General features: G+C 70.3%; 16 protein-coding genes. 13 read left to right on the top strand and 3 right to left on the bottom strand.

The genetic code is table 11. The annotated features are described in order from the left end of the window. Positions 1–149: 149 nt before the first annotated feature. From GVV76_RS09220 to GVV76_RS09245, 6 genes are all read left to right on the top strand, one after another. Positions 150–2,108, top strand: a complete 1,959-nt coding sequence (locus tag GVV76_RS09220; RefSeq protein WP_159626565.1) for an N-acetylmuramoyl-L-alanine amidase — start codon at positions 150–152, stop codon at positions 2,106–2,108. Positions 2,109–2,236: 128 nt separating this feature from the next. Beyond that, positions 2,237–3,070: an ABC transporter permease gene (locus tag GVV76_RS09225; RefSeq protein WP_159524031.1), complete on the top strand. Its 834-nt coding sequence runs from the start codon at positions 2,237–2,239 to the stop codon at positions 3,068–3,070. A 1-nt stretch (position 3,071) separates the two neighbouring features. Further along, the gene (locus tag GVV76_RS09230) at positions 3,072–4,448 is read left to right on the top strand and encodes an ABC transporter ATP-binding protein (protein ID WP_236263368.1); all 1,377 of its coding nucleotides are present in this window, start codon (positions 3,072–3,074) and stop codon (positions 4,446–4,448) included. After that, positions 4,445–4,684, top strand: coding sequence for a methyltransferase (locus GVV76_RS09235; protein WP_159524032.1), 240 nt, complete (start codon positions 4,445–4,447; stop codon positions 4,682–4,684). Before GVV76_RS09230 ends, GVV76_RS09235 begins: the two co-directional genes overlap by 4 nt. Continuing rightward, complete coding sequence (locus GVV76_RS09240; RefSeq protein ID WP_159626567.1) at positions 4,681–5,547, top strand: rhamnan synthesis F family protein; 867 nt, start codon at positions 4,681–4,683, stop codon at positions 5,545–5,547. The genes GVV76_RS09235 and GVV76_RS09240 overlap by 4 nt, the downstream gene beginning before the upstream one ends. Before the next feature lie 16 nt (positions 5,548–5,563). Beyond that, on the top strand, positions 5,564–7,627 hold the full coding sequence (locus tag GVV76_RS09245; protein ID WP_175994001.1) for a glycoside hydrolase family 99-like domain-containing protein: 2,064 nt from the start codon (positions 5,564–5,566) through the stop codon (positions 7,625–7,627). A 121-nt stretch (positions 7,628–7,748) separates the two neighbouring features. On the opposite strand, the gene GVV76_RS09250 is transcribed toward GVV76_RS09245, so the two are convergent. Next, entirely contained in the window at positions 7,749–8,663 is a 915-nt protein-coding gene (locus GVV76_RS09250; protein WP_159626569.1) for a glycosyltransferase family 2 protein, read from the bottom strand. A gap of 214 nt (positions 8,664–8,877) precedes the next feature. On the opposite strand from GVV76_RS09250, the gene GVV76_RS09255 reads away from it, so the two are divergent. From GVV76_RS09255 to GVV76_RS09270, 4 genes are read left to right on the top strand one after another with little or no spacing between them, the layout of a single operon-like run. After that, positions 8,878–10,308 (top strand): sugar nucleotide-binding protein, encoded by a 1,431-nt coding sequence (locus GVV76_RS09255; protein WP_159626571.1) that lies wholly within the window; start codon positions 8,878–8,880, stop codon positions 10,306–10,308. Further along, on the top strand, positions 10,305–12,206 hold the full coding sequence (locus GVV76_RS09260; RefSeq protein WP_159626573.1) for a DUF2142 domain-containing protein: 1,902 nt from the start codon (positions 10,305–10,307) through the stop codon (positions 12,204–12,206). The genes GVV76_RS09255 and GVV76_RS09260 overlap by 4 nt, the downstream gene beginning before the upstream one ends. Continuing rightward, the gene (locus GVV76_RS09265) at positions 12,196–12,966 is read left to right on the top strand and encodes a glycosyltransferase family 2 protein (RefSeq protein ID WP_159626576.1); all 771 of its coding nucleotides are present in this window, start codon (positions 12,196–12,198) and stop codon (positions 12,964–12,966) included. Before GVV76_RS09260 ends, GVV76_RS09265 begins: the two co-directional genes overlap by 11 nt. Further along, positions 12,963–13,382 carry a DUF2304 domain-containing protein gene (locus GVV76_RS09270; protein ID WP_159626578.1) on the top strand — a complete coding sequence of 140 codons (420 nt, stop codon included), beginning with the start codon at positions 12,963–12,965 and terminating at the stop codon, positions 13,380–13,382. Before GVV76_RS09265 ends, GVV76_RS09270 begins: the two co-directional genes overlap by 4 nt. Here the strand turns inward: GVV76_RS09270 and GVV76_RS09275 are convergent. Further along, positions 13,370–14,479, bottom strand: coding sequence for a glycosyltransferase family 4 protein (locus GVV76_RS09275; RefSeq protein WP_159626580.1), 1,110 nt, complete (start codon positions 14,477–14,479; stop codon positions 13,370–13,372). The two genes, GVV76_RS09270 and GVV76_RS09275, sit on opposite strands and share 13 nt — an antisense overlap. 225 nt (positions 14,480–14,704) lie before the next feature. Between GVV76_RS09275 and GVV76_RS09280 the strand changes: the two genes are divergently transcribed. Genes GVV76_RS09280 through GVV76_RS09290 form a run of 3 tightly spaced genes read left to right on the top strand, consistent with a single transcriptional unit; the run spans position 14,705 to position 17,734 of the window. Then, entirely contained in the window at positions 14,705–15,550 is an 846-nt protein-coding gene (locus GVV76_RS09280) for a LicD family protein (RefSeq protein WP_159524040.1), read from the top strand. Further along, entirely contained in the window at positions 15,540–16,457 is a 918-nt protein-coding gene (locus GVV76_RS09285) for a glycosyltransferase family A protein (RefSeq protein ID WP_159626582.1), read from the top strand. The genes GVV76_RS09280 and GVV76_RS09285 overlap by 11 nt, the downstream gene beginning before the upstream one ends. 8 nt (positions 16,458–16,465) lie before the next feature. After that, positions 16,466–17,734: a lipopolysaccharide biosynthesis protein gene (locus tag GVV76_RS09290; protein WP_159626584.1), complete on the top strand. Its 1,269-nt coding sequence runs from the start codon at positions 16,466–16,468 to the stop codon at positions 17,732–17,734. Here GVV76_RS09290 and GVV76_RS09295 read toward each other — a convergent pair. After that, positions 17,713–18,582 (bottom strand): LicD family protein, encoded by an 870-nt coding sequence (locus GVV76_RS09295; protein ID WP_159524043.1) that lies wholly within the window; start codon positions 18,580–18,582, stop codon positions 17,713–17,715. The genes GVV76_RS09290 and GVV76_RS09295 overlap by 22 nt on opposite strands. Positions 18,583–18,609 lie beyond the last annotated feature (27 nt).

Here is an 18,609-nt window from a genome sequence, read left to right on the forward strand (position 1 = left end):
CGAACATTGCATTTCGATGATCATCGCCAGGCTCACAGTGAAAGGGCCCGAAAGGGGAGGGTAGGGTGTCGAACTGGCCCCAATAGTCTCATTCACCCCAATTGTCACACCGGCATTGTCGCGCCGGTGGCGCGACACGAGAGGATTCCATGCTCAGCCGCCGCTCCTTCGGGATGATGTCCACCCTGCCCCTGATCGCCCTCGGCCTTGCCAGTGAGTCTGCGGCGTCCTCCGCGTTAGCTCCGCCCGCGGTGGCCCCGGCCCGTCCGCTCGCCCTTCCTCCCGACGGCGCTCCCGCGAAGGTGTTGGAGCTGACCTCGGGGGACGGCTCCCCCACCCCCCTCGCCCAGGCGGGCCTCAAGGTCTCGCCGTCCGCCGCCCCCAGCCCGGCCGGCAGCGCGCCAGCCGCCTCCGGCACCGGCGTTGGAACGGCCCGCTTCCCCCTGGCGACGGCGGACCTCTCCTCCGGCATCGACCCCGAGCGTGACGCCACCATCCTGACCGAGCCGCTCGCCGTCGACGGCTTCGTGGTGGCCGGCTTCACCTGGGGCGACGGGGGCCTGCCCGACGGGGCGAGCGCCTACCTGCGCGTGCGCGAGGGCGGCGAGTGGTCCACCTGGCACCTCCTGGAGGTCGAGGGCCCCGGGGGGCGCGACTCGGGCCCCGCCCGATCCACCGGCACCGAGCCCTTCGTCACCGGTGGCGCCGACGCCGTCCAGGCCGCCCTCATCATCGACGACGCCCGTTCCATCCCCGCCGGCCTGCGCCTCCACCTCGTCCCCGACGCCCCCAGCGGCTCCGAGGAGACCATCGAGGCCTCTGACCTCGAGTCCGTCACCGCGCCCGCCACGCCCGTCGACCGGGCCGCCACCGCCCGCCAGGCCGCCGCCGCCGGGACCGTCGAGGCCCCCACTCCGGCGGGCGCGGGCGCCGGCGCCGCCGGGGCGGGGGGCTCGCTGGCCGGCCTCGCCGGGGCGATCGCCGTGGACGGCCTGCCCTTCGGCGTCATCCCGCGCTCGGCCTGGGGCGCCTCCTCCAGTTCCGACTGGGACGTCGAGTACGCGAGCGCGAAGCACGTCGTCGTCCACCACACCGCGGGGACAAACAACTACACCGCCGCCCAGTCCAAGGGCATCATCCAGGGCATCTACCACTACCACTCGGTCACGCTGGACTGGGGGGACATCGGCTACAACTTCCTGGTCGACAAGTACGGCACCGTCTACGAGGGCCGCCTGGGCACCCTTGACTCCGCTCCGGGGACGATGTCCGTGGGCGGTCACGCCTACGGCGCCAATACCGGGACCATGGGCGTCTCCATGATGGGCGACTACTCGGCCGTCGCCCCCACGCGGGCCCAGCTCGACCGCGTCGGCGGGCTCGCCGGGTGGTTCCTCGCCCGGGGCGGGGTGACGGACGTGAGCGGTTGGGCGGACTTCACCATCCGCTCCTCCCAGAAGTACGAAGCCGGGCAGGTCGTCTCCCTGCCCCGCATCCTCGCCCACCGCGACGTCGGCTACACCAGCTGCCCTGGCGACGTCGGCTACTCCCGCTTGGACCAGATCCGCTCCATCGCCGCGACCCAGATGAGCGCCCCGGCCCTCCGCCCCGGATGGGTGCGGGCCGGGGGTGCCTGGTACTACTACTCCGACGACTTGAAGCTCGTCACCGGCTGGCTTGAGGTGGACTCGACCTGGTACTACCTCTCGCCCGGCTCCGGCCGCATGGCCACCGGTTGGCTGTGGGACGGCAATGCCTGGTACTACCTCGACCCCTCCAGCGGGGCCATGGCCACCGGCTGGAAGAAGGCCGGCGGACGCTGGTACTACCTGCACTCCACCGGCGCGATGCTCACTGGCTGGCAGAGGATCGGCCCCGACTGGTACTACCTCGACCCCTCCAGCGGGGCCATGGCCACCGGCTGGCGGTTGGTCAATGGCGGCTGGTACTACCTGGCGGAGGGCTGGGGAGGCATGGCCACGGGCTGGCACCGCATCGGCTCCGACTGGTACTACCTGGGCCCGGGCGACGGGCGCATGGTCACCGGGACGCAGAGCATCGATGGGAGGAACTACCGCTTCGCCCCCTCCGGCGCCTGGATCGCCTGACCGCGCCGGTCGTAGCCGGACGCACAGGCCGGGTGGCCCGCGCGGCGTCGGCCCTGGTCTAGACTGGGGCTTCGAGTCGCCATCTCCCAGGGCGGCGGATTCGCACCCGGACCCGGATGAGTGAGGCCATGGCGGAGCATATCGACGTGAGGTCGCCCCTGACCCTCGCCCAGCAGGCGAGCCTCGTCAACGCCTTCGGGCAGAGGGACCTCAAGGCCAAGTTCAACGGGACCCTGCTGGGATGGGTCTGGTCCCTCGTGGTCCCCCTGGCCACCCTGGGCATCTACGCCCTCATCTTCGGCGGCCTGTTCAAGATGCAGCCCCCCGCCGTCGCGGACCGCACGGGCGGTATCGCGCTGTTCGCGCTCTGGCTCTTCGCCGGCCTGACCATCTGGGGCTACTTCCAGAACTCGATCAACGCGGGCATCAACGGGCTCCTGTCCTCCGGAGGGCTGCTTCAGAAGGTCTACTTCCCCGCCTACGCCCCCGTGCTCGGGGCCGGGATGGCCGTCGGCATCCAGAGCGGCATCGAGGCGGGACTGCTCCTCGTGGTCTTGGCCCTCATGGGATTCCTGAACTGGTCCTGGTTGCTGATCCCGCTGCTCGTCGCGCTCGTCGTCGTCTTCGTCCAGGCGGTCTCCGTCATCCTGGCCATCGGCAACGTCTACATGCGCGACCTGGCCCAGCTGGTCGGCGTCATCCTCCAGCTCATGTTCTACGCCACCCCCATCATCTACAACGCGGACCTCGTCCCGAATCACCACTGGGGCATCCCCCTGCGGTCCCTGGTCACGCACATGCCTGTCGCCGAGTACATCGGGCTCTTCCGGGACCTGGCTTACCTTGGTCAGGCCGGGGCCCTGACGCATTGGGCCGCCTGCCTGGGCTGGGCACTGCTGGCCTACCTCGCGGCCCGCGTCGTGATCAGAAAGTGGGGCGCCGACCTGGGGGAGATGATCTGAGATGAGCGCTGACATGATCGAGGCGGCCACGGCGGGATCAGCGGCCACGGCGGGCTCAGCGGCCTCCGCGCCTGAGGATTACGCCATCGTCGTCGACCACGTCTCGAAGACCTTCGAGATGCAGGCCGACCGCCGCTCCACCTTCAAGGAGCGCTTCGTGCGCGGGCGCGCCACCTCCGAGCAGCGCGTCTTCCACGCCCTGGACGACGTCTCCTTCAAGATCCGCAAGGGAAGCACCTTCGGGCTCGTCGGTCACAACGGCTCGGGCAAGTCCACGATGCTCAAGCTCCTGGCCGGCGTCTACCGCCCCACGAGCGGCACCGTCACCGTATCGGACAGCGTCGACGCCCTCCTCGAGCTCGGAGCCGGCTTCCACGGCGAGCTCACCGGGCGTGAGAACATCTTCCTCAACGGCGCCATCCTGGGGCGCAGCCGCAAGCAGATCGAGTCCACCATCGACTGGATCATCGACTTCGCCGACATCGGCGCCTTCATCGATCAGCCCGTCAAGGTCTACTCCTCGGGAATGACCGTGCGCCTAGGCTTCGCCGTCGCCGTGGCGATCCGGCCCAAGATCCTCATCGTCGATGAGATCATCGCCGTGGGTGACGAGGAGTTCCAGCGCAAGTGCTTCGAGTACATGCGCGACCTGCGCGACCACGGCACCACCATCGCCCTGGTCACCCACTCGCTGTCCCTGGCCAAGGAGATGTGCGACGAGGTCGTCTGGCTCGACCACGGCCGCGTCAAGATGATCGGCCCCGCCGACGAGGGCGTCTCGGCCTACATCGCCGCCGTCAACGCCAAGGAGGCCGAGAAGCGCGCCGCCGAGCAGACCGAGGCCGAGCGGGAGGAAGACAGGGACTTCCGGCTCAACCAGGGCTCGGGGGAGTGCCGCATGACCGGCGTCGAGATCTTCGACGGCGAGGGCAAGAAGGTCCCCTTCCTCACCACCGGCAGGCCCGCCACCCTGCGCGTCCACGTCCACGCCCGGAAGGACCTGCGCGACGTCGAGCTCGGCCTGGCCTTCATCACCGACGGCGGGGTCATGATTTCCGGCCCCAACTCCCGCCACGCCGGGCGCCTCTACGACCTGCGCGCGGGCGAGGACGGCTTCATCGACTACACGATGGACCCCGTGGTCCTCCATCCGGGGCGCCTGTGGCTGACCACCTGCCTCCTGCGCGACGGCGCCACCTACGATTACTCCGACCGCCAGACCGAGCTCCTCATCCACGAGGGCAGGGTCATCGACGAGCCGGGCCTCATCACCATGCCCGAGGGGCGCTGGAGCCCCGCCCTGAGCGTCGATGCCACGGGGGCGCCCCAGGCCGAGCAGTCCGAGCAGTCCGAGCCCTTGAACGAGGAGGACCGATGACAGTCAGTCAGGATGACGAGATCCGCCGCCTGCGGGCCGCGCTGCGCCACGCGCACGCCGAGGCCGGGGAACTCCACGCCGAGATCCAGCGCCTGGAGAAGGAGCAGCGCATCATGCAGCGCAAGCTCGACGGCGCCTGGGAGCAGCTCAGCGACATCCGTCACTCCACCTCCTGGCACCTCACCGCACCGGTCCGGCTCGTCAAGTCGGCCGTCCGCATAAGGCTGCCCCGGTGAGCCGCCTCCTGGGGCGCCTCCAGCGCGCCCAGCGCGCCCAGGCCCTCAACGAGGGGCCGCGCGTCGTCGACGTCACCCGGGGCCGGATCTGTGTCGAGCGCGGCAAGAGGAGCACGGTCGACGCCGCCGAGCGCGTCGCCATCGTCGCCCAGTACTCCGCCACCCCGGACCAGCCGCTCTCCCTGAGCCGTTACCTGGCAGCCCTGGACGCCTCCGACTACGCCACCATCGTGGTGTCGACCTGCGAGAGCCCCGAGCCCCTTGAGTTCCCACACGGCATCCCCGAGCGGACCATCATCATCCGCCGCCCCAACCTCGGCTACGACTTCGGTTCCTGGACTACCGGGCTGGGCTGGATCCCGGGCGTGCGCTCCAAGCCCGTCGTCCTGCTGACCAACGACTCCATGCTCGGGCCCTTCGCCCCCATCGACGGCCTCCTGGAGTGGGCGGCCGAGCCCCCGGGACCCGACATTCGCTGCCTGACGACCTCCCACCAGTTCGGCAGGCACATGCAGAGCTACTTCCTGTCCTTCCGGGGAGGGATCCTCGCTGAGCGCGCCTGGGTGCGCTTCTTCGACGGCATCCGCGTCCAGCCGACCAAGGAGGACGTCGTCATGGCCTATGAGCTGGGCCTGTCCCGGCTCGCCTTCTCCGAGGCCTACTCCATTGACGAGTGGGTGGCCGGGCCGGACATCGGGGCCGGCTATGAGAACCCCACGATCCGCGCCTGGCAGGGGATCATCACCTCGGGCGCCCCCTTCCTCAAGCGCACGATCCTGACCCATCCGGACCTGACCGCTGAGGCGGCCGCCAGCGCCGAATATCTGCAGCGCATGTACAACATCGACATCCACCAGTGGTGAGCAAGAGGCACGAGACATGACCCGCATCTCCAAGCACGGCGCCGCCCGCCGCGTCACCTACTTCGCGGCCCGCGGACGCAACGCCGCCGCCAACCTCATCGCCACCGGCTCGGTGCGCGGCTACCGGCCCAAGCATCCCGCAGACTTCGCCGCCTTCGTCGACCGCCTCGGCGGGCGCCAGGACTCCGGCTTCCCGGACAAGTGGCGCGTGGACCCCGCCTTCCGCGTCGAGTCGCCGGCGCGCATCGCCGTCGTCATCCACTGCTTCTACCCCGAGCTCATGGACGAGCTCTTCGCCCACCTGCGCCTCATGCCGGTCGACTTCGACCTGTTCATCACCAACGCCTCCGGCGAGGCGGTCCGGGTCCCTGACGACCTGTCCCACCTGGGGACCAGCGTCGTCGTCGAGGTGGACAACCACGGCCGTGACATCCTGCCGACCGTCAACCTGGTCAACTCCGGGATCCTCGACCCCTACGACCTCATCCTCAAGATGCACACCAAGCGCAGCCCCTGGCGCGAGGAGCACGCCGAGCTCGCCGGCAGCGGTGAGACCTGGAAGCAGCAGTTCCTGGACGACCTCGCGGGGTCGCGGGAGACGATCGAGGGCATCCTCGCCGCCTTCGCCGCCGATCCCGCCCTGGGCGTGCTCACCGCCACCGACTCCATCGTCGGCAAGCAGTTCTGGGGTGGGGACCAGCGCATCGTTGAGCAGCTCCTGCGCCGCCTCGAACTGAGAATCGATCCTGACGAGCTCGAGTTCGCCTCCGGCTCCATGTACTGGTGCCGCGGCCTGGTACTCCAGGGCCTGCGCGCCCTCAACCTCCAGGCGGCCGACTTCGACCCCGAGGCTGGCCAGGTGGACGGCACCACCGCGCACGCCGTCGAGAGGATTGTCGGCATCGTCACCAGGGAGGCCGGGCTGCGCACCGTGGAGCCCGAGTCCATCCAGGAGATCCTCGCCGCCCCGGGCACCGACCGTCAGGGCTGGCACCGCTTCGACCGCGATGCCGAGCGAGTCCCGGCCGCCACCGTCATCCCCTTCTACCTGCCCCAGTTCCACGACTCCCCGCAGAACAACGTGTGGTGGGGCAAGGGCTTCACCGAGTGGTCCAACGTCGTGGGCGCCGTGCCCGCGTGGCGCGGCCACTACCAGCCCAAGCAGCCCACGGAGCTGGGCTACTACGACCTGGAGATGGACTCCGTGCGCGCCGCTCAGGCCGAGTTGGCCAGCTCCCACGGCCTGGCCGGCTTCATGTACTACTACTACTGGTTCTCCGGCGAGCGGATCCTCAACCGCCCCATCGAGAAGCTGCGGGCCTCGGACCTCGATTTCCCGTACTGCATCATGTGGGCCAATGAGAACTGGACGCGCCGCTGGGACGGCCGCAGCCAGGACGTCCTCATCGGCCAGGACTACCACAAGGTCCCCGCCGAGGACTTCATCGACGACGTCATGGAGTTCCTCCTGGACCCCCGCTACATGCGCGTGGACGGCAAGGCGCTCATCGCTGTCTACCGACCCGCCCAGATGGAGAACTTCCCGCAGGTCGTGGCCGCCTGGCGCGAGCGCGCCCGGGCCGCGGGCGTCGGTGAGCTCCACGTCATCGCCGTGTCCGTGGCCAAGGAGTTCGACGGCGTCGGCGAGGACTACCACGCCAATGGGCTCGACGGCACCCTGGAGTTCGCCCCCCACAACCTGCCGTGGATCGCGGGCCCGGCCCTCGACGTCGGCCTGGACAAGCGCTGGCGCGGCAACTTCATGAGTTATCAGGCCACCCTCAAGGCCTCCTTGCGCAACGCGGTGCGCCTGACCGAGCACGAGTACCCCGGCGCCATGGTCACCTTCGACAACACCGCCCGCCGTCAGTGGAGGGCGGATGCCTGGTACGGCTCCAACCCCTACAGCTTCCACCGCTGGGTGGCGGGCCTCATCCGGGCCGTCGCCGGGCGCGAGGAGGCCGACCGCCTCGTGTTCATCAACGCCTGGAACGAGTGGGCCGAGTCGGCTGTCCTGGAGCCCACCACGCGCTACGGGCGCACCTACCTCCTCGCTCTGCGCCAGGCCATCTGGAGTTGAGGGCCCCGCGCCGGCGCACCGGTCTCGGTGCTGTTTTCGACCGGTCTCGGTGCTGTTTTCGACCGGTCTCGGTGCTGTTTTCGACCGGTCTCGGTGCTGTTTTCGACCGGTCTCGCGGGGATCAGCGGTTGGGGTGGCGGGAGGCGTAGGGGCCCAGGCGGCCGCGCAGGCCATCGGCCAGGCCCCGGCGCAGCATCCGGTGGCGCTCGGCGCGTCGATCCGGCAGGGCGGCGTTGAACAGCGCGTACTTCGCCGCCCAGTAGGAGTAGCGGACGCGCCAGCGCGCCGGCAGCGGCGAGCCGCGGCCCACCAGCGCGAGGGTGTTCCGCAGGATGTAGTAGTTGCGGATCGGGGCGTGCACGTGGATCGGCTGCTCCCGCCCCGGCAGGCGAACCACCTCATCGCCCAGCGAGTGGGCGAGCCGGGCCGCCGGCACCGCGACGAGCCGCCATCCCGAGCGCCGGGCCCGCACTCCCCACTCCAGGTCCACATGGTCGATGAACAGGTCCTCGCGCATCGGCCCGATCTCCTCCAGCGCGCTGACGCGCACCAGGCAGCCCGAGGCGATGAGGAAGGCGGCCTCCAGCCTGGGCCGGGACAGCTCGGCCTTGGTGGCGCGCTTGGGGCTCCAGCCCCGGTCCACGTAGACGAGTTCATCGGCGCCCTCGCGCTCCTCGGTCGGCAGCGGCCCGACGGCGGCGATCCGCGGGTCCTCATCGATCGCTTCAAGCAGCTGGGCCACCATGGTGGGCGAGGGGATCGAATCCTGGTCCGACAGCAGCACGTACCGGGCGCCCTGGGCCCGAGCGGCCGCGATGCCCCGGTTCTGCGCGGCGGCGATCCCCAGGTTCTCGCCCAGCTCGATGAGCCTGGCGCCATGGGCCGCGCAGGCCTCGCGCGCCCGCTCCAACCCGGGAGCGGCGGATCCGTTATCAACCACGAGAACGGCGTTGCACTGGGAGGCGAGCGCCTTCAGGAGGCCTCCCAGGGGCCCGGGCTCATAGGTGACGACGACGGCGACCGTGGCGCTGCTCATGGGGCTGATCCCGGGGTTGTTCATGGGCTCTCCCAAGACGGCCCGCGTGGCGCGGGGGTGGACCTGGCAGCGCCACTCTAATGCGCCGCCGCCGCGCCCGGCCTGGTTGCGGCGATCACGGTGCCCGCCACCCCGCGCGGAGGATAGACTCGGCCCGATCCCAATCAGCGCCCGGTGCGCGCTGGGCGCAACGAGGAATGAGGACTACCAGCCCATGACCACCACTGCGAAGCCCCTCGGTGTTGAGACCACCCCCATCCCTGGCTTCCTTCGGATCGATCTGACCGTTCACGGGGACAACCGGGGCTGGTTCAAGGAGAATTGGCAGCGCGAGAAGATGGTGGCGCTCGGCCTGCCCGACTTCGGCCCGGTGCAGAACAACATCTCCTTCAACGACGAGGTCGGGGTGACCCGCGGCATCCACGCCGAGCCCTGGGACAAGTACGTCTCGGTGGCCACCGGGCGCGTCTTCGGCGCCTGGGTGGACCTGCGCGAGGGCCCCAGCTTCGGGGCCGTCTACACCTGCGAGATCGACCCCTCCGTCGCCGTCTTCGTGCCCCGCGGGGTGGGCAACGCCTATCAGACCCTCGAGCCGAGCACGGCCTACACCTACCTCGTCAACGATCACTGGTCGCCCGACGCCCAGTACACCTTCCTCAACCTCGCCGACGAGACCGTCGCCGTGCCCTGGCCCATCCCCCTCGACGACGCCATCCTGTCGGACAAGGACAGGGCCCACCCGCGCCTGGCCGCCGTCACCCCCTTCCCCGCCGTCGGCCGGCCCGCCGGCCCGGGGTGCCGGGTGCTCGTCACCGGCGCCAACGGCCAGCTCGGCCGCGAACTCATGAGCCAGCTCACCGACGCCGGTTACGCGGCCACCGGCGTGGACCTGCCCGAGTTCGACATCTCCGACGCCGCCGCCATGGACGCGCTCGACTGGTCCGCCTACGACATCATCATCAACGCCGCCGCCTGGACGAATGTCGACGGCGCCGAGACCCCCGAGGGCCGGCCCGCCGCCTGGCGCGCCAATGCCACCGGCCCGGCCAACCTCGCCCGCGCCGCCACCAGGCACGGCCTGACCCTCGTGCACGTCTCCAGCGAGTACACCTTCGACGGCACCACCGAGCCCCACGCCGAGGATGAGCCTCCCAGCCCCCTGGGCGTGTACGGGCAATCCAAGGCCGGTGGGGACGCCGCCGTCGTCGCCGCCCCGAGCCACTACCTCGTGCGCACCAGTTGGGTGGTGGGCGACGGGAAGAACTTTGTGCGCACCATGGCCTCGCTGGCCGAGCGCGGCATCGCCCCCAAGGTGGTCGATGACCAGACCGGCCGCCTCACCTTCACCACCGACCTGGCCGCCGGCATCATCCACCTGCTGTCCTCCTCCGCCCCCCACGGCACCTACAACCTCTCCGGCGAGGGGCCCGTGGTCTCCTGGGCGGACGTGGCCAAGCGCGTCTACGAGCGCCTCGGCCACGATCCCTCCGAGGTCACCCCCATCACCACCGAGGAGTACTTCGCGGGCCAGGACGTCGCCCCCCGGCCCCTGAAGTCCGCCCTGGACCTCAGCCGGATCAAGTCCACCGGATTCACCCCCGGCGACTCGATGGAGCGCCTCGACGCCTACATCGCGAACCTATGAGCCACGACACCATGCGGGACCACGAGGACCCTCCTCCCGCAGCCGCCGCGGCCGCCCGGTCCGGCGAGGCCCCCGGCCTTCCCGACTCCCCCGAGCGGGGCGACTCCCTGCCTGCCGCGCCCTCCTCCCGCCGCGCCGCCTGGCTGGACCGGCCCGCCACCCGCTGGATCCTCGGCGCGCTCCTGGCACTCACGGTGCTCGTCACCGGCCTCGGCTGGGCATTAGCCTCGCCGGTCGGCGGCTCCCCGGACGACGACTACCACCTGGGCGCCATCTGGTGCCCCCCGCCCGTGGAATCCTCGGGCTGCGCGACCAAGGTCATCAACAATGAGGTCCAGGTCTACGTGCCCGAGACCGTCTCGCAGCGGACCTCCTGCTTCTCCTACCCGGACGGCGATGGGACGATGCGGTGCAAGGAGGCCCTGTCCGACGACGAGTACACGTACTCGCGCCGCTACGACGCGGGCAACTACCCGGGCGGCTACTACTGGTTCCACCACCAGTTCGTCAGCGCCGACGTCACCGGCTCCGTGCTCATCATGCGCGGGGTCAACCTCCTCATCGCGATGGTGCTGCTCGGCTCCATCGGGTTCCTCCTGCCAGCGCGCTACAGGGAGAGCCTCGCCCTGACGATCCTCGTGGCCTGGATGCCCATGGGGCTCTACTTCGTGGCCTCGAACAACCCCACCTCCTGGGCCCTATCGGGCACTCTGGGGTACGCCGCCGCCCTCTTCGGCGCGCTGCGCGCGGAGGGGCGGCGCCGTTGGGCGCTCCTGGGGCTCGCGGCGGTCGGAGCGCTCCTGGCGTGCTCCGCGCGCGGGGACTCGGCCTTCTTCATTCTCGTCATCTCGCTGGCCGTGCTCGTCGGCGCCCCATGGACCAGGAGGATCCTCCCGGAGGCCGCTCTCGCCCTGACCGCCAGCGCCATCGGCGTGTGGATCATGCGGTCCACGGGCCAGGCCAGCGCCCTCGAATCCACCTCCTCCTCGGGGGAGACCGACCTGTCGATGGAGCGCCTGCACTCCCTGCTCACCTCCCTTCCCGAGTACTTCGCGGGGTTCTACGGGCAGCGCTGGGGCGCGGGCTGGTTCGACATCCCCCTCGACGGCGCCCCGGCGAGCATCGCCATCGGCCTGGCCGCGATCTGCCTGTTCGCCGGCGCCCGGAGAGTGGGGCGGCGCAAGGCGTTGAGCATCCTCATCGTCATCGGCGCCATCGCCGGGGTCCCCCTGGTCGTCTCCCTGCAGGCCGGCTTCTCGCGGGTCTACCAGTACCAGCCCCGCTACATGCTGCCGCTCCTGGCGATCCTGCTCTTCGTCTGGCTCGCGATGTCGGTCAAGGGCAGGCACGTGGTCGGCGTGCAGGTCTGGCTCATCGGGATCGGCTCGGTGCTCGTCAACGCCTTCGCGCTGCGGCGGGTCATGGAGCGCTACACGCATGGGCGCCTCGACCTCGACCACCCCATCTACAGCCTCGACCTCTTCCTGCGATGGTGGTGGCCGGATTTCCCGCTCACCCCGGAGTACACCTGGCGGGCGCTCGTCCTGGTCTACGCCGTCGCCATCGCCTCGTTGTCCATCCTGGTGTGGGGCCGACCCGTGCGGGCCATCACCGTGCCGACCGCCCCTAGCGCGGCTGGCCAGGCCGAGCCGGAGCGCCAGGAGCCGGTCGAGGACTTCGTGAGCCGGAGTTCGCCGGGGCGGCACGCGCGGATCCAGGCCGGCCAGCGGGAGGCCACCGCCCCGGAGAGCCCCGATGCTCCTGGCGCCCCCGACGCGCCTGGCGCGCCTGGCGCCGCCGAGAGCGCGACGCGCCCCATCGATCCTGCGAGTCGGCCGCCGGCCCTGCCGGTGGACGGCCCCACCGATTCATCCGCAGAGGAGTCCCATGAGCGCTGAGCGCCGCCACGACCTCCTCGTCATCATCCCCGCATGGAATGAGGAGGTCGCCCTGCCGGGGGTGATCGCCGAGGTCCTGGCGACGCTCGGGGGCACCGCCGATGCCGTCGTCGTCTCGGACGGCTCGACGGATCGCACGGCGGCGCTCGCCCGCGACGCCGGGGTGACGGTCCTCGATCTGCCCATCAACCTGGGAGTCGGCGGCGCCATGCGGGCCGGCTTCGTCTACGCCGTGCGCTACGGCTACTCCTACGCGGTTCAGCTCGACGCCGATGGCCAGCACGATCCCTCCGAGGTCCCCGTGATGCTCGAATGCGCGCGCGCCACGGGGGCGGACCTCGTCATCGGCGCGCGCTTCGCGGGCAAAGGCGACTACTCGGTGCGCGGTCCCCGCCACTGGGCGATGAGGGTGCTCTCCGTGATCCTCTCCCGTGTCAGCGGGACCCGCCTGACCGACACCACCAGCGGCTTCAAGCTCTACAACCGCCGGGCCCTGGCGGTCTTCTCCCAGGACTATCCCGCCGAGTACCTGGGCGACACCATCGAGGCGCTCGTCGTCGCCAAGCGATCCGGCCTGCGGGTCCGCCAGGTCGCCGTGCGGATGCGCCCCCGCGCGGGTGGCGAGCCCTCCCACAACCCGCTCAAGGCCGCGCGCTTCCTCCTGAGGGCCTTCCTCGCCCTGGGGATCGCGCTCAGCCGCCCCAACCGGGCCGCCCCGGGCGCCGTACCCCCATCGGAGAACCAGGAGGGACGACGATGAGCTCCACCTACATACTCGGCATCATCTTCGCGATGATCGTGCTGGTCTCCATCTTCCTGCGCATGCGCAACTCCGGGATGAAGGAGGCCTACGCGACGTGGTGGATCATCATCTCCATCGGCTGCGTCTTCTTCGCCCTCATCCCCGGCGGCTTGCGGGCGGTATCCAGCCGACTGGGCGTCGAGGTGCCGCTCAACCTGGGATTCTTCGTCGCGGGGATCATCCTCCTGCTGCTCTCCCTGCGCTTCAGCGTGGACCTGTCCCACAACGCCGAGGATCGGCGTCGCCTCGCCGAGGAGATCGCCATCCTGCGCGCCGAGGTCGATCGGCTCACCGCCCGCATCGACGAGGCGGGGACCGACGCGCGGCGCCCGGGCCCGGCCAGCGGCGAGGGGCCGGACCCTCAGGCCCGGTGATCGCTCAGGACCTCGGCGAGGATATCCGCGTACTGGCGTGAGCGCACGGGCCAGGTCCACTGCTCGATAAGGCCGCTGGGGGCCGGCACCGGTGGGGCGGCGAGCATCGTCGCCAGGGCGTCGGTGAGGCTCTCGGCGCTGCGCTCCCCGGTGATCACGACGGGCGCCCCCTGGTCGGCCAGGATCTGGGCGCCGGGAACCTCATAGGTCACCACGCGGCCGCTCTCAGCGATCGCCTCCAGGAGCGTGGTCTGGAAGCCCTCGGAGAGCACTGTCGGGTTGACCAGGGTCGCCCCGGCCAGCGCCTGGCGCACCTGGCTGGGCGGCACGCGCCCCGGGATCGACACGGCGTCATCGATCCCCAGCTCGCGGGCCATCGCCCGGGCGTCCTCCAACTCGGCGCCCGCGCCCAGCAACTCGCCGTCGACGTCGATGCCGCGCCCCCGCAGGGCGGCGATGGAGGACAGGAAGGCGTCCCAGCCCTTGCCCGCCACGACCCTCCCGACGAACACGAGGTGGCCAGGCCTGTCCGCGGGCGCGGGATGGGGCTCGGGCGCGGGGATGGCGTTGTGGAAGACCTCGGCGCCGACGCCTGCCAAGCGCTTGATGAAGGCCGCCGACTGCGCGGAGATCGCCAGTACTCGATCGGCGTGGCGCAGAACGTAGCGGCCCATCGTCAGGTCGACCGCCCGCGAGCCCGCGAAGATGATGGGGGAGGGGGTGGCCACGAATCCCGAGCCGTGCTCGGTGTGGATCACCGGGATCCCGGCCATGCGCGCCGCCCGCAGCCCGACGAGGCTCATGGGGAAGAAGCGCGTGTGCGTGCCCACGATGTCGATCCGGTTCTCGCGCAGGAACCGGGCGATGCGCCTGGTCGTGCCCACGCTCGGGAAGCTGATGACCTCCGCGATGGGGAGGTGGCCGCGCCCCGTGAGGACCCGCACGCCGTCGTCATCGCGGAGCCCGGGGCTGTCCGAAAGGGTGAGCACCCACACCTCATGGCCCAGATCGCGCAGCCCCTGCGCCAGGTTGGAGACGTGGTTCTCAAGGCCGCCCAGGTGGGGCGGGTAGGTGTTGATGACCAGGGCGAGTCTCATGCGTGCTTCCATCGGTGGGATGCGGGGTGGCGAAGGTGCGCCCCAGGGGGAATGGTCTCACACGCGGGGCCATCGATGGCGCGGTGCTGGGGTGGCGGCCCCCCGGGCGTCCCCGGCGGTGGGGAGGGAACGGGTAGCATCGACGGCGCGCCCGCCTCCGCGACCGGGGTGCCCGCCCCGCTCGATCCCCGCACGATCCGGCGCCTGCGATGAGAAAGGCCAGCGATGGAAGCGCTCTCACAAGAGGAGATCAAGAAGATCGAGCTCGACGTCCTGCGCGAGCTGGATCGCGTGTGCGCGGAGCACGGCCTGACCTACTTCCTGGCCTACGGCACTCTCATCGGCGCGCTGCGCCACGAGGGCTTCATCCCCTGGGACGACGACATCGACGTCGTCATGCCCCGCGACGACTACGAGGCCCTCTTCCGCCTGTGCCGCGCGGGCGCCCTCGCGGACCGCTACAAGCTGGTCTCCTACCGGGACCGCACGTCGATCTACCCCTTCTTCAAGCTCGTCGACACCCGCACGCGCGCGGAGGAGACCTTCATCGATGAGGAGCTGGCCCTGGGCCTGTGGGTCGACATCTTCCCCCTGGAGCGCGTGAGGCTGTCCGACCCGAGCATGCGCCGCGTGCGCGCCAAGGCAGCCCGGCTCGTGCGATGGCGCTCGCTCGCCGCCACCGATCCCCGCTACGCCACCTCCGGCGCCGCCAAGTTCGTCAAGCGCGTCATCCACCCGGTCACCCGCCGCCTCGACCCCTATCGGATCGCCGCCAAGGCCGATGCCCTGGCGCGCGGGGTGAATATCAAGGACGCCTCCGCCCAGGATGACGACATCCGCTACGTCCTGCTCGTGGACGACCACATGGATAAGAACACCCTGGAGCCCCGGGCGCTCTTCCCCGCGGCCCGCGCGGCTTTCGAGGGCGGGACGTACCCCGTGCCCGCCAAGGCGGCCCAGGTGCTGGCCGACTACTACGGCGACTGGGAGCGCATCCCGCCCGCCGAGGAGCGCCCGCCTGCGCACCTGCGCGCCGTCACCTGGGTGGAGGGGGCCGACCGTGACGCCTGAGAGCCCTGCGCCCGCGGAGAGCCGCACCGGCCCCGCGCCCAAAACCGTCTGCGTGTTCACCCCCACCTATGAGCGCGCCTACATCCTGCCCGTCCTCTACGACAGCCTCGTGGCGCAGACCTCCCACGACTTCGTGTGGATGATCGTCGACGACGGCTCCACCGACGGCACCGAGGAGCTCGTCGCCTCATGGATCGAGCGCGGCGAGATCGAGATCGACTACGTCAAGACCGCGAATGGCGGCAAGCCCCGGGCCATCAACCTCGGTGTGGAGCGGGCCACCAGCCCGCTGTTCTTCGTCGTCGACTCCGACGACTGGCTGCTCCCCGGCGCCATCGAGCACGTGCTGGCCACCTGGGCGACCATCGAGGGGCAGGACCGCTACGCCGGGATCGTCGCCCTGCGCGGCACGGATGAGCGCACCCCCATGGACACGTGGATGCCCGAGGGCGCGCGCGACGTGAAGTACTGGGACCTCTTCGAGACGATGGGCTTTAGGGGGGACACCTCCCTCATTCATCGCACCGAGGTCCTGCGGGACTATCCCTACGACGTCGCCCCCGGGGAGATCTTCATCGCCGAGACCTCGGTCTACTACCGTCTCGACGAGCGCTACGTCATGCTCGCCGACAACACGATCCTCACGATCTGCCACTACCTGCCCGACGGGCTCACCCACAATTTCGCGGCCAATGCCAAGCGGAACCCCATCGGCTACTGGAAGCACAAGCGCTACTGCGCCGAGCGCTCCACCACGATCAAGGGCAGGGTCCGCGAGACGCTGCTGTACCTTGTGGGCTGCCGACTGGCCGGGCAGTCCGGAGCCCTGCGCATGGCGCCCAACAAGCCGGTGGCCCTGGCCTGCTACCTGCCCGCGCTGGTGGCCAGGTACGCGTTGTTCAGATAGGAGTGCCGATGGCGCAGGTGGAGGCCCTGTCCCTCCGGACGAACATGTTGTGGAGCTCAGCCGGGTCGATCATCCGGCTGGCCTGCAACTACCTGGTGGGGGTCGCCGTCGTGCGGCTCTCGCACGGGTTCGACGCCGCGGGTGGGCTCGCGCTCGTCATGGCGATCGCGAACCTCATCAACCCCTTCGCCGACTACCGCCTGCGCACGATCCAGGTCACCGACACCAAAGGCGAGCGCAGCGCCGGGGAGTACGTGGGCCTGCGGGTGCTGACCACTGCCCTGGCCTTCCTCCTCGGCATCGTCTACTCCCTGGCCACGGCGTCATTCGACGCCCTGCCGCTTATCGCCGTGTACCTGGTCTACTCCCTGGCGACGAACTTCATCGAGGTCCTTCACGCCATCGATCAGCGGCACCGGCGGATGGACTACATCGGCAAGTCCTACATGCTCCAGGGCGTGACCACCCTGGCGGGCTTCTGCGTTGTCCTGTGGCTGGCGAACTCCCTCATGGCGGCCATCATCACCATGGCGGTGGTGACCATCCTTGTGGGCGTCGTCTACGACGTGCCGCGCTCGGCCCAGTTCGAGCGCCTGCGCCCCGTCATCGACCTCCGCGCCGCCGCGTCCCTGCTGGTCACCCTCTTCCCCCTCGTCATCGCCCAGGTCTGCAGCTCTTCCGTCCTGACGCTGCCCCGCCAGTACCTGGAGTCCTCCGTCGGGAGCGAGGCGCTGGGGATCTACAACTCCGTGGCTTCGCCCGTCGTCATCGTGCAGATGGGCGCCGTCTACGTCTACAGCCCCCTCATGGGGGAGTTCGCGGACCGCTTCCACTCCGATAAGCGCTCGGCCCTGACCCTCCTGTGGCGGACCATCGGCGGGATCCTCGTGGTCACCGCCGTCACGGCGGCCCTGCTGCTGCTCCTGGGCGATCCCGTGCTGCGGCTCATCTTTGGCGACAAGATCATCGGGCACACGGACCTGCTGCTGCCCGCGGTCGTGTGCACGGTCATGACGGCCTTCGCCTGGTTCATGAACGACCTGCTCATCGCCGTGCGCGACCTCAAGGCGAGCTTCCTGGGCAACGCCGTCGCCGCGTTGGCCTCCCTAGTTTCGATGAAGATGCTCGTGGACGCCTTCGGGATGAACGGTGTCAGCTGGGTCGGCGTGCTGTCCTACTCCCTGGCCGTGGTGCTGCTGGCCCTGTTCTTGGCCCGCGATTACCGCCGGATCGGGGAGCCCCCGCTGACGCCGTCTCACTCCTCCCCGAGGTCGTGATCCCCGAAGTCCACCAGCGAGGGCTTGTGGTTGACCCGCTCTGAGACCGGCGGAATCGTCATGTAGTCGCCATAACCACGGGTGAGCACCGCGTCATAGGCGTGGGGCATCCGGATCGTCATGTCCTCGAAGGGCAGGGCGACGGTGGGCAGCAGCTCATCACGGCGGATGGACCAGCGCCTGGGGTCCTGGGTGGAGAAATCGCCCAGCCACACCGAGTCCTCGCCCTCGTGGGAGCGCGCGGCGCGGTCCCAGCGCTCGTACAGGGCGCGCGGCGAGACCCGGGCGGCCCTCAAGCCCCAGTGGATGGCGCGCAGGACGACGGCGGCCGCCTGCCTCGCGGGCGCGGGCAGCGGGACTTCGGCGGTGGGCGTCCCGCGCAGGTACATGAGCCGCCCCCACACCCAGGTCCGCCGCGCCATCCGCTTGAAGGCGCGCTCGTCGTCGGGCAGGACGTCCAAGGGGAAGACGTCGACGCCGATGGGCACCCGGTAGGCGCGGTCGCGCGCGATCTCCGGGATGAAGGCGGTCCCGGCCAGGCCCAGCACGCCGAAGGTCTTGGGGTAGTCCGGGGAGTTGCGGGAGCTGAGCAGCACGAAGCCGGGGCCCAGGACGCGATCGGCCTCGGCCAGGAGGCGCTCGTAGTCGGGGCGCGGCATGACGACGTCGACGTCGTCGTCCCAGGGGATGAAGCCCTGGTGCCGGGCCGCGCCGATCGCGGTGCCCCCGTAGGCGGCGTACTCCAGTCCCAACTCGGCGCAGACGCGGTCGAGCTCGGCCAGTGCGAGGGCGGTGGCCCTCTGGACGCGCTTGAGGAGGGCGGGATCGTCGTAGCCGGTGGTGCTCATGGGCTCATCCTCTCCCGCGGGGGCGCC

Source organism: Actinomyces sp. zg296, assembly GCF_009829695.1.
Classification (GTDB): Bacteria; Actinomycetota; Actinomycetes; order Actinomycetales; family Actinomycetaceae; genus Actinomyces; species Actinomyces marmotae.

What these genes read in the sequence shown, in the direction of transcription:
- GVV76_RS09260 (WP_159626573.1), top strand. Translation starts at nt 10,305, where the DNA reads ATGAGCCACGACACCATGCGGGACCACGAGGACCCTCCTCCCGCAGCC.
- GVV76_RS09275 (WP_159626580.1), bottom strand. Translation starts at nt 14,479, where the DNA reads ATGAGACTCGCCCTGGTCATCAACACCTACCCGCCCCACCTGGGCGGC.
- GVV76_RS09265 (WP_159626576.1), top strand. Translation starts at nt 12,196, where the DNA reads ATGAGCGCTGAGCGCCGCCACGACCTCCTCGTCATCATCCCCGCATGG.
- GVV76_RS09290 (WP_159626584.1), top strand. Translation starts at nt 16,466, where the DNA reads ATGGCGCAGGTGGAGGCCCTGTCCCTCCGGACGAACATGTTGTGGAGC.
- GVV76_RS09255 (WP_159626571.1), top strand. Translation starts at nt 8,878, where the DNA reads ATGACCACCACTGCGAAGCCCCTCGGTGTTGAGACCACCCCCATCCCT.
- GVV76_RS09250 (WP_159626569.1), bottom strand. Translation starts at nt 8,663, where the DNA reads ATGAGCAGCGCCACGGTCGCCGTCGTCGTCACCTATGAGCCCGGGCCC.
- GVV76_RS09235 (WP_159524032.1), top strand. Translation starts at nt 4,445, where the DNA reads ATGACAGTCAGTCAGGATGACGAGATCCGCCGCCTGCGGGCCGCGCTG.
- GVV76_RS09230 (WP_236263368.1), top strand. Translation starts at nt 3,072, where the DNA reads ATGAGCGCTGACATGATCGAGGCGGCCACGGCGGGATCAGCGGCCACG.
- GVV76_RS09270 (WP_159626578.1), top strand. Translation starts at nt 12,963, where the DNA reads ATGAGCTCCACCTACATACTCGGCATCATCTTCGCGATGATCGTGCTG.
- GVV76_RS09295 (WP_159524043.1), bottom strand. Translation starts at nt 18,582, where the DNA reads ATGAGCACCACCGGCTACGACGATCCCGCCCTCCTCAAGCGCGTCCAG.
- GVV76_RS09225 (WP_159524031.1), top strand. Translation starts at nt 2,237, where the DNA reads ATGGCGGAGCATATCGACGTGAGGTCGCCCCTGACCCTCGCCCAGCAG.
- GVV76_RS09245 (WP_175994001.1), top strand. Translation starts at nt 5,564, where the DNA reads ATGACCCGCATCTCCAAGCACGGCGCCGCCCGCCGCGTCACCTACTTC.
- GVV76_RS09280 (WP_159524040.1), top strand. Translation starts at nt 14,705, where the DNA reads ATGGAAGCGCTCTCACAAGAGGAGATCAAGAAGATCGAGCTCGACGTC.
- GVV76_RS09220 (WP_159626565.1), top strand. Translation starts at nt 150, where the DNA reads ATGCTCAGCCGCCGCTCCTTCGGGATGATGTCCACCCTGCCCCTGATC.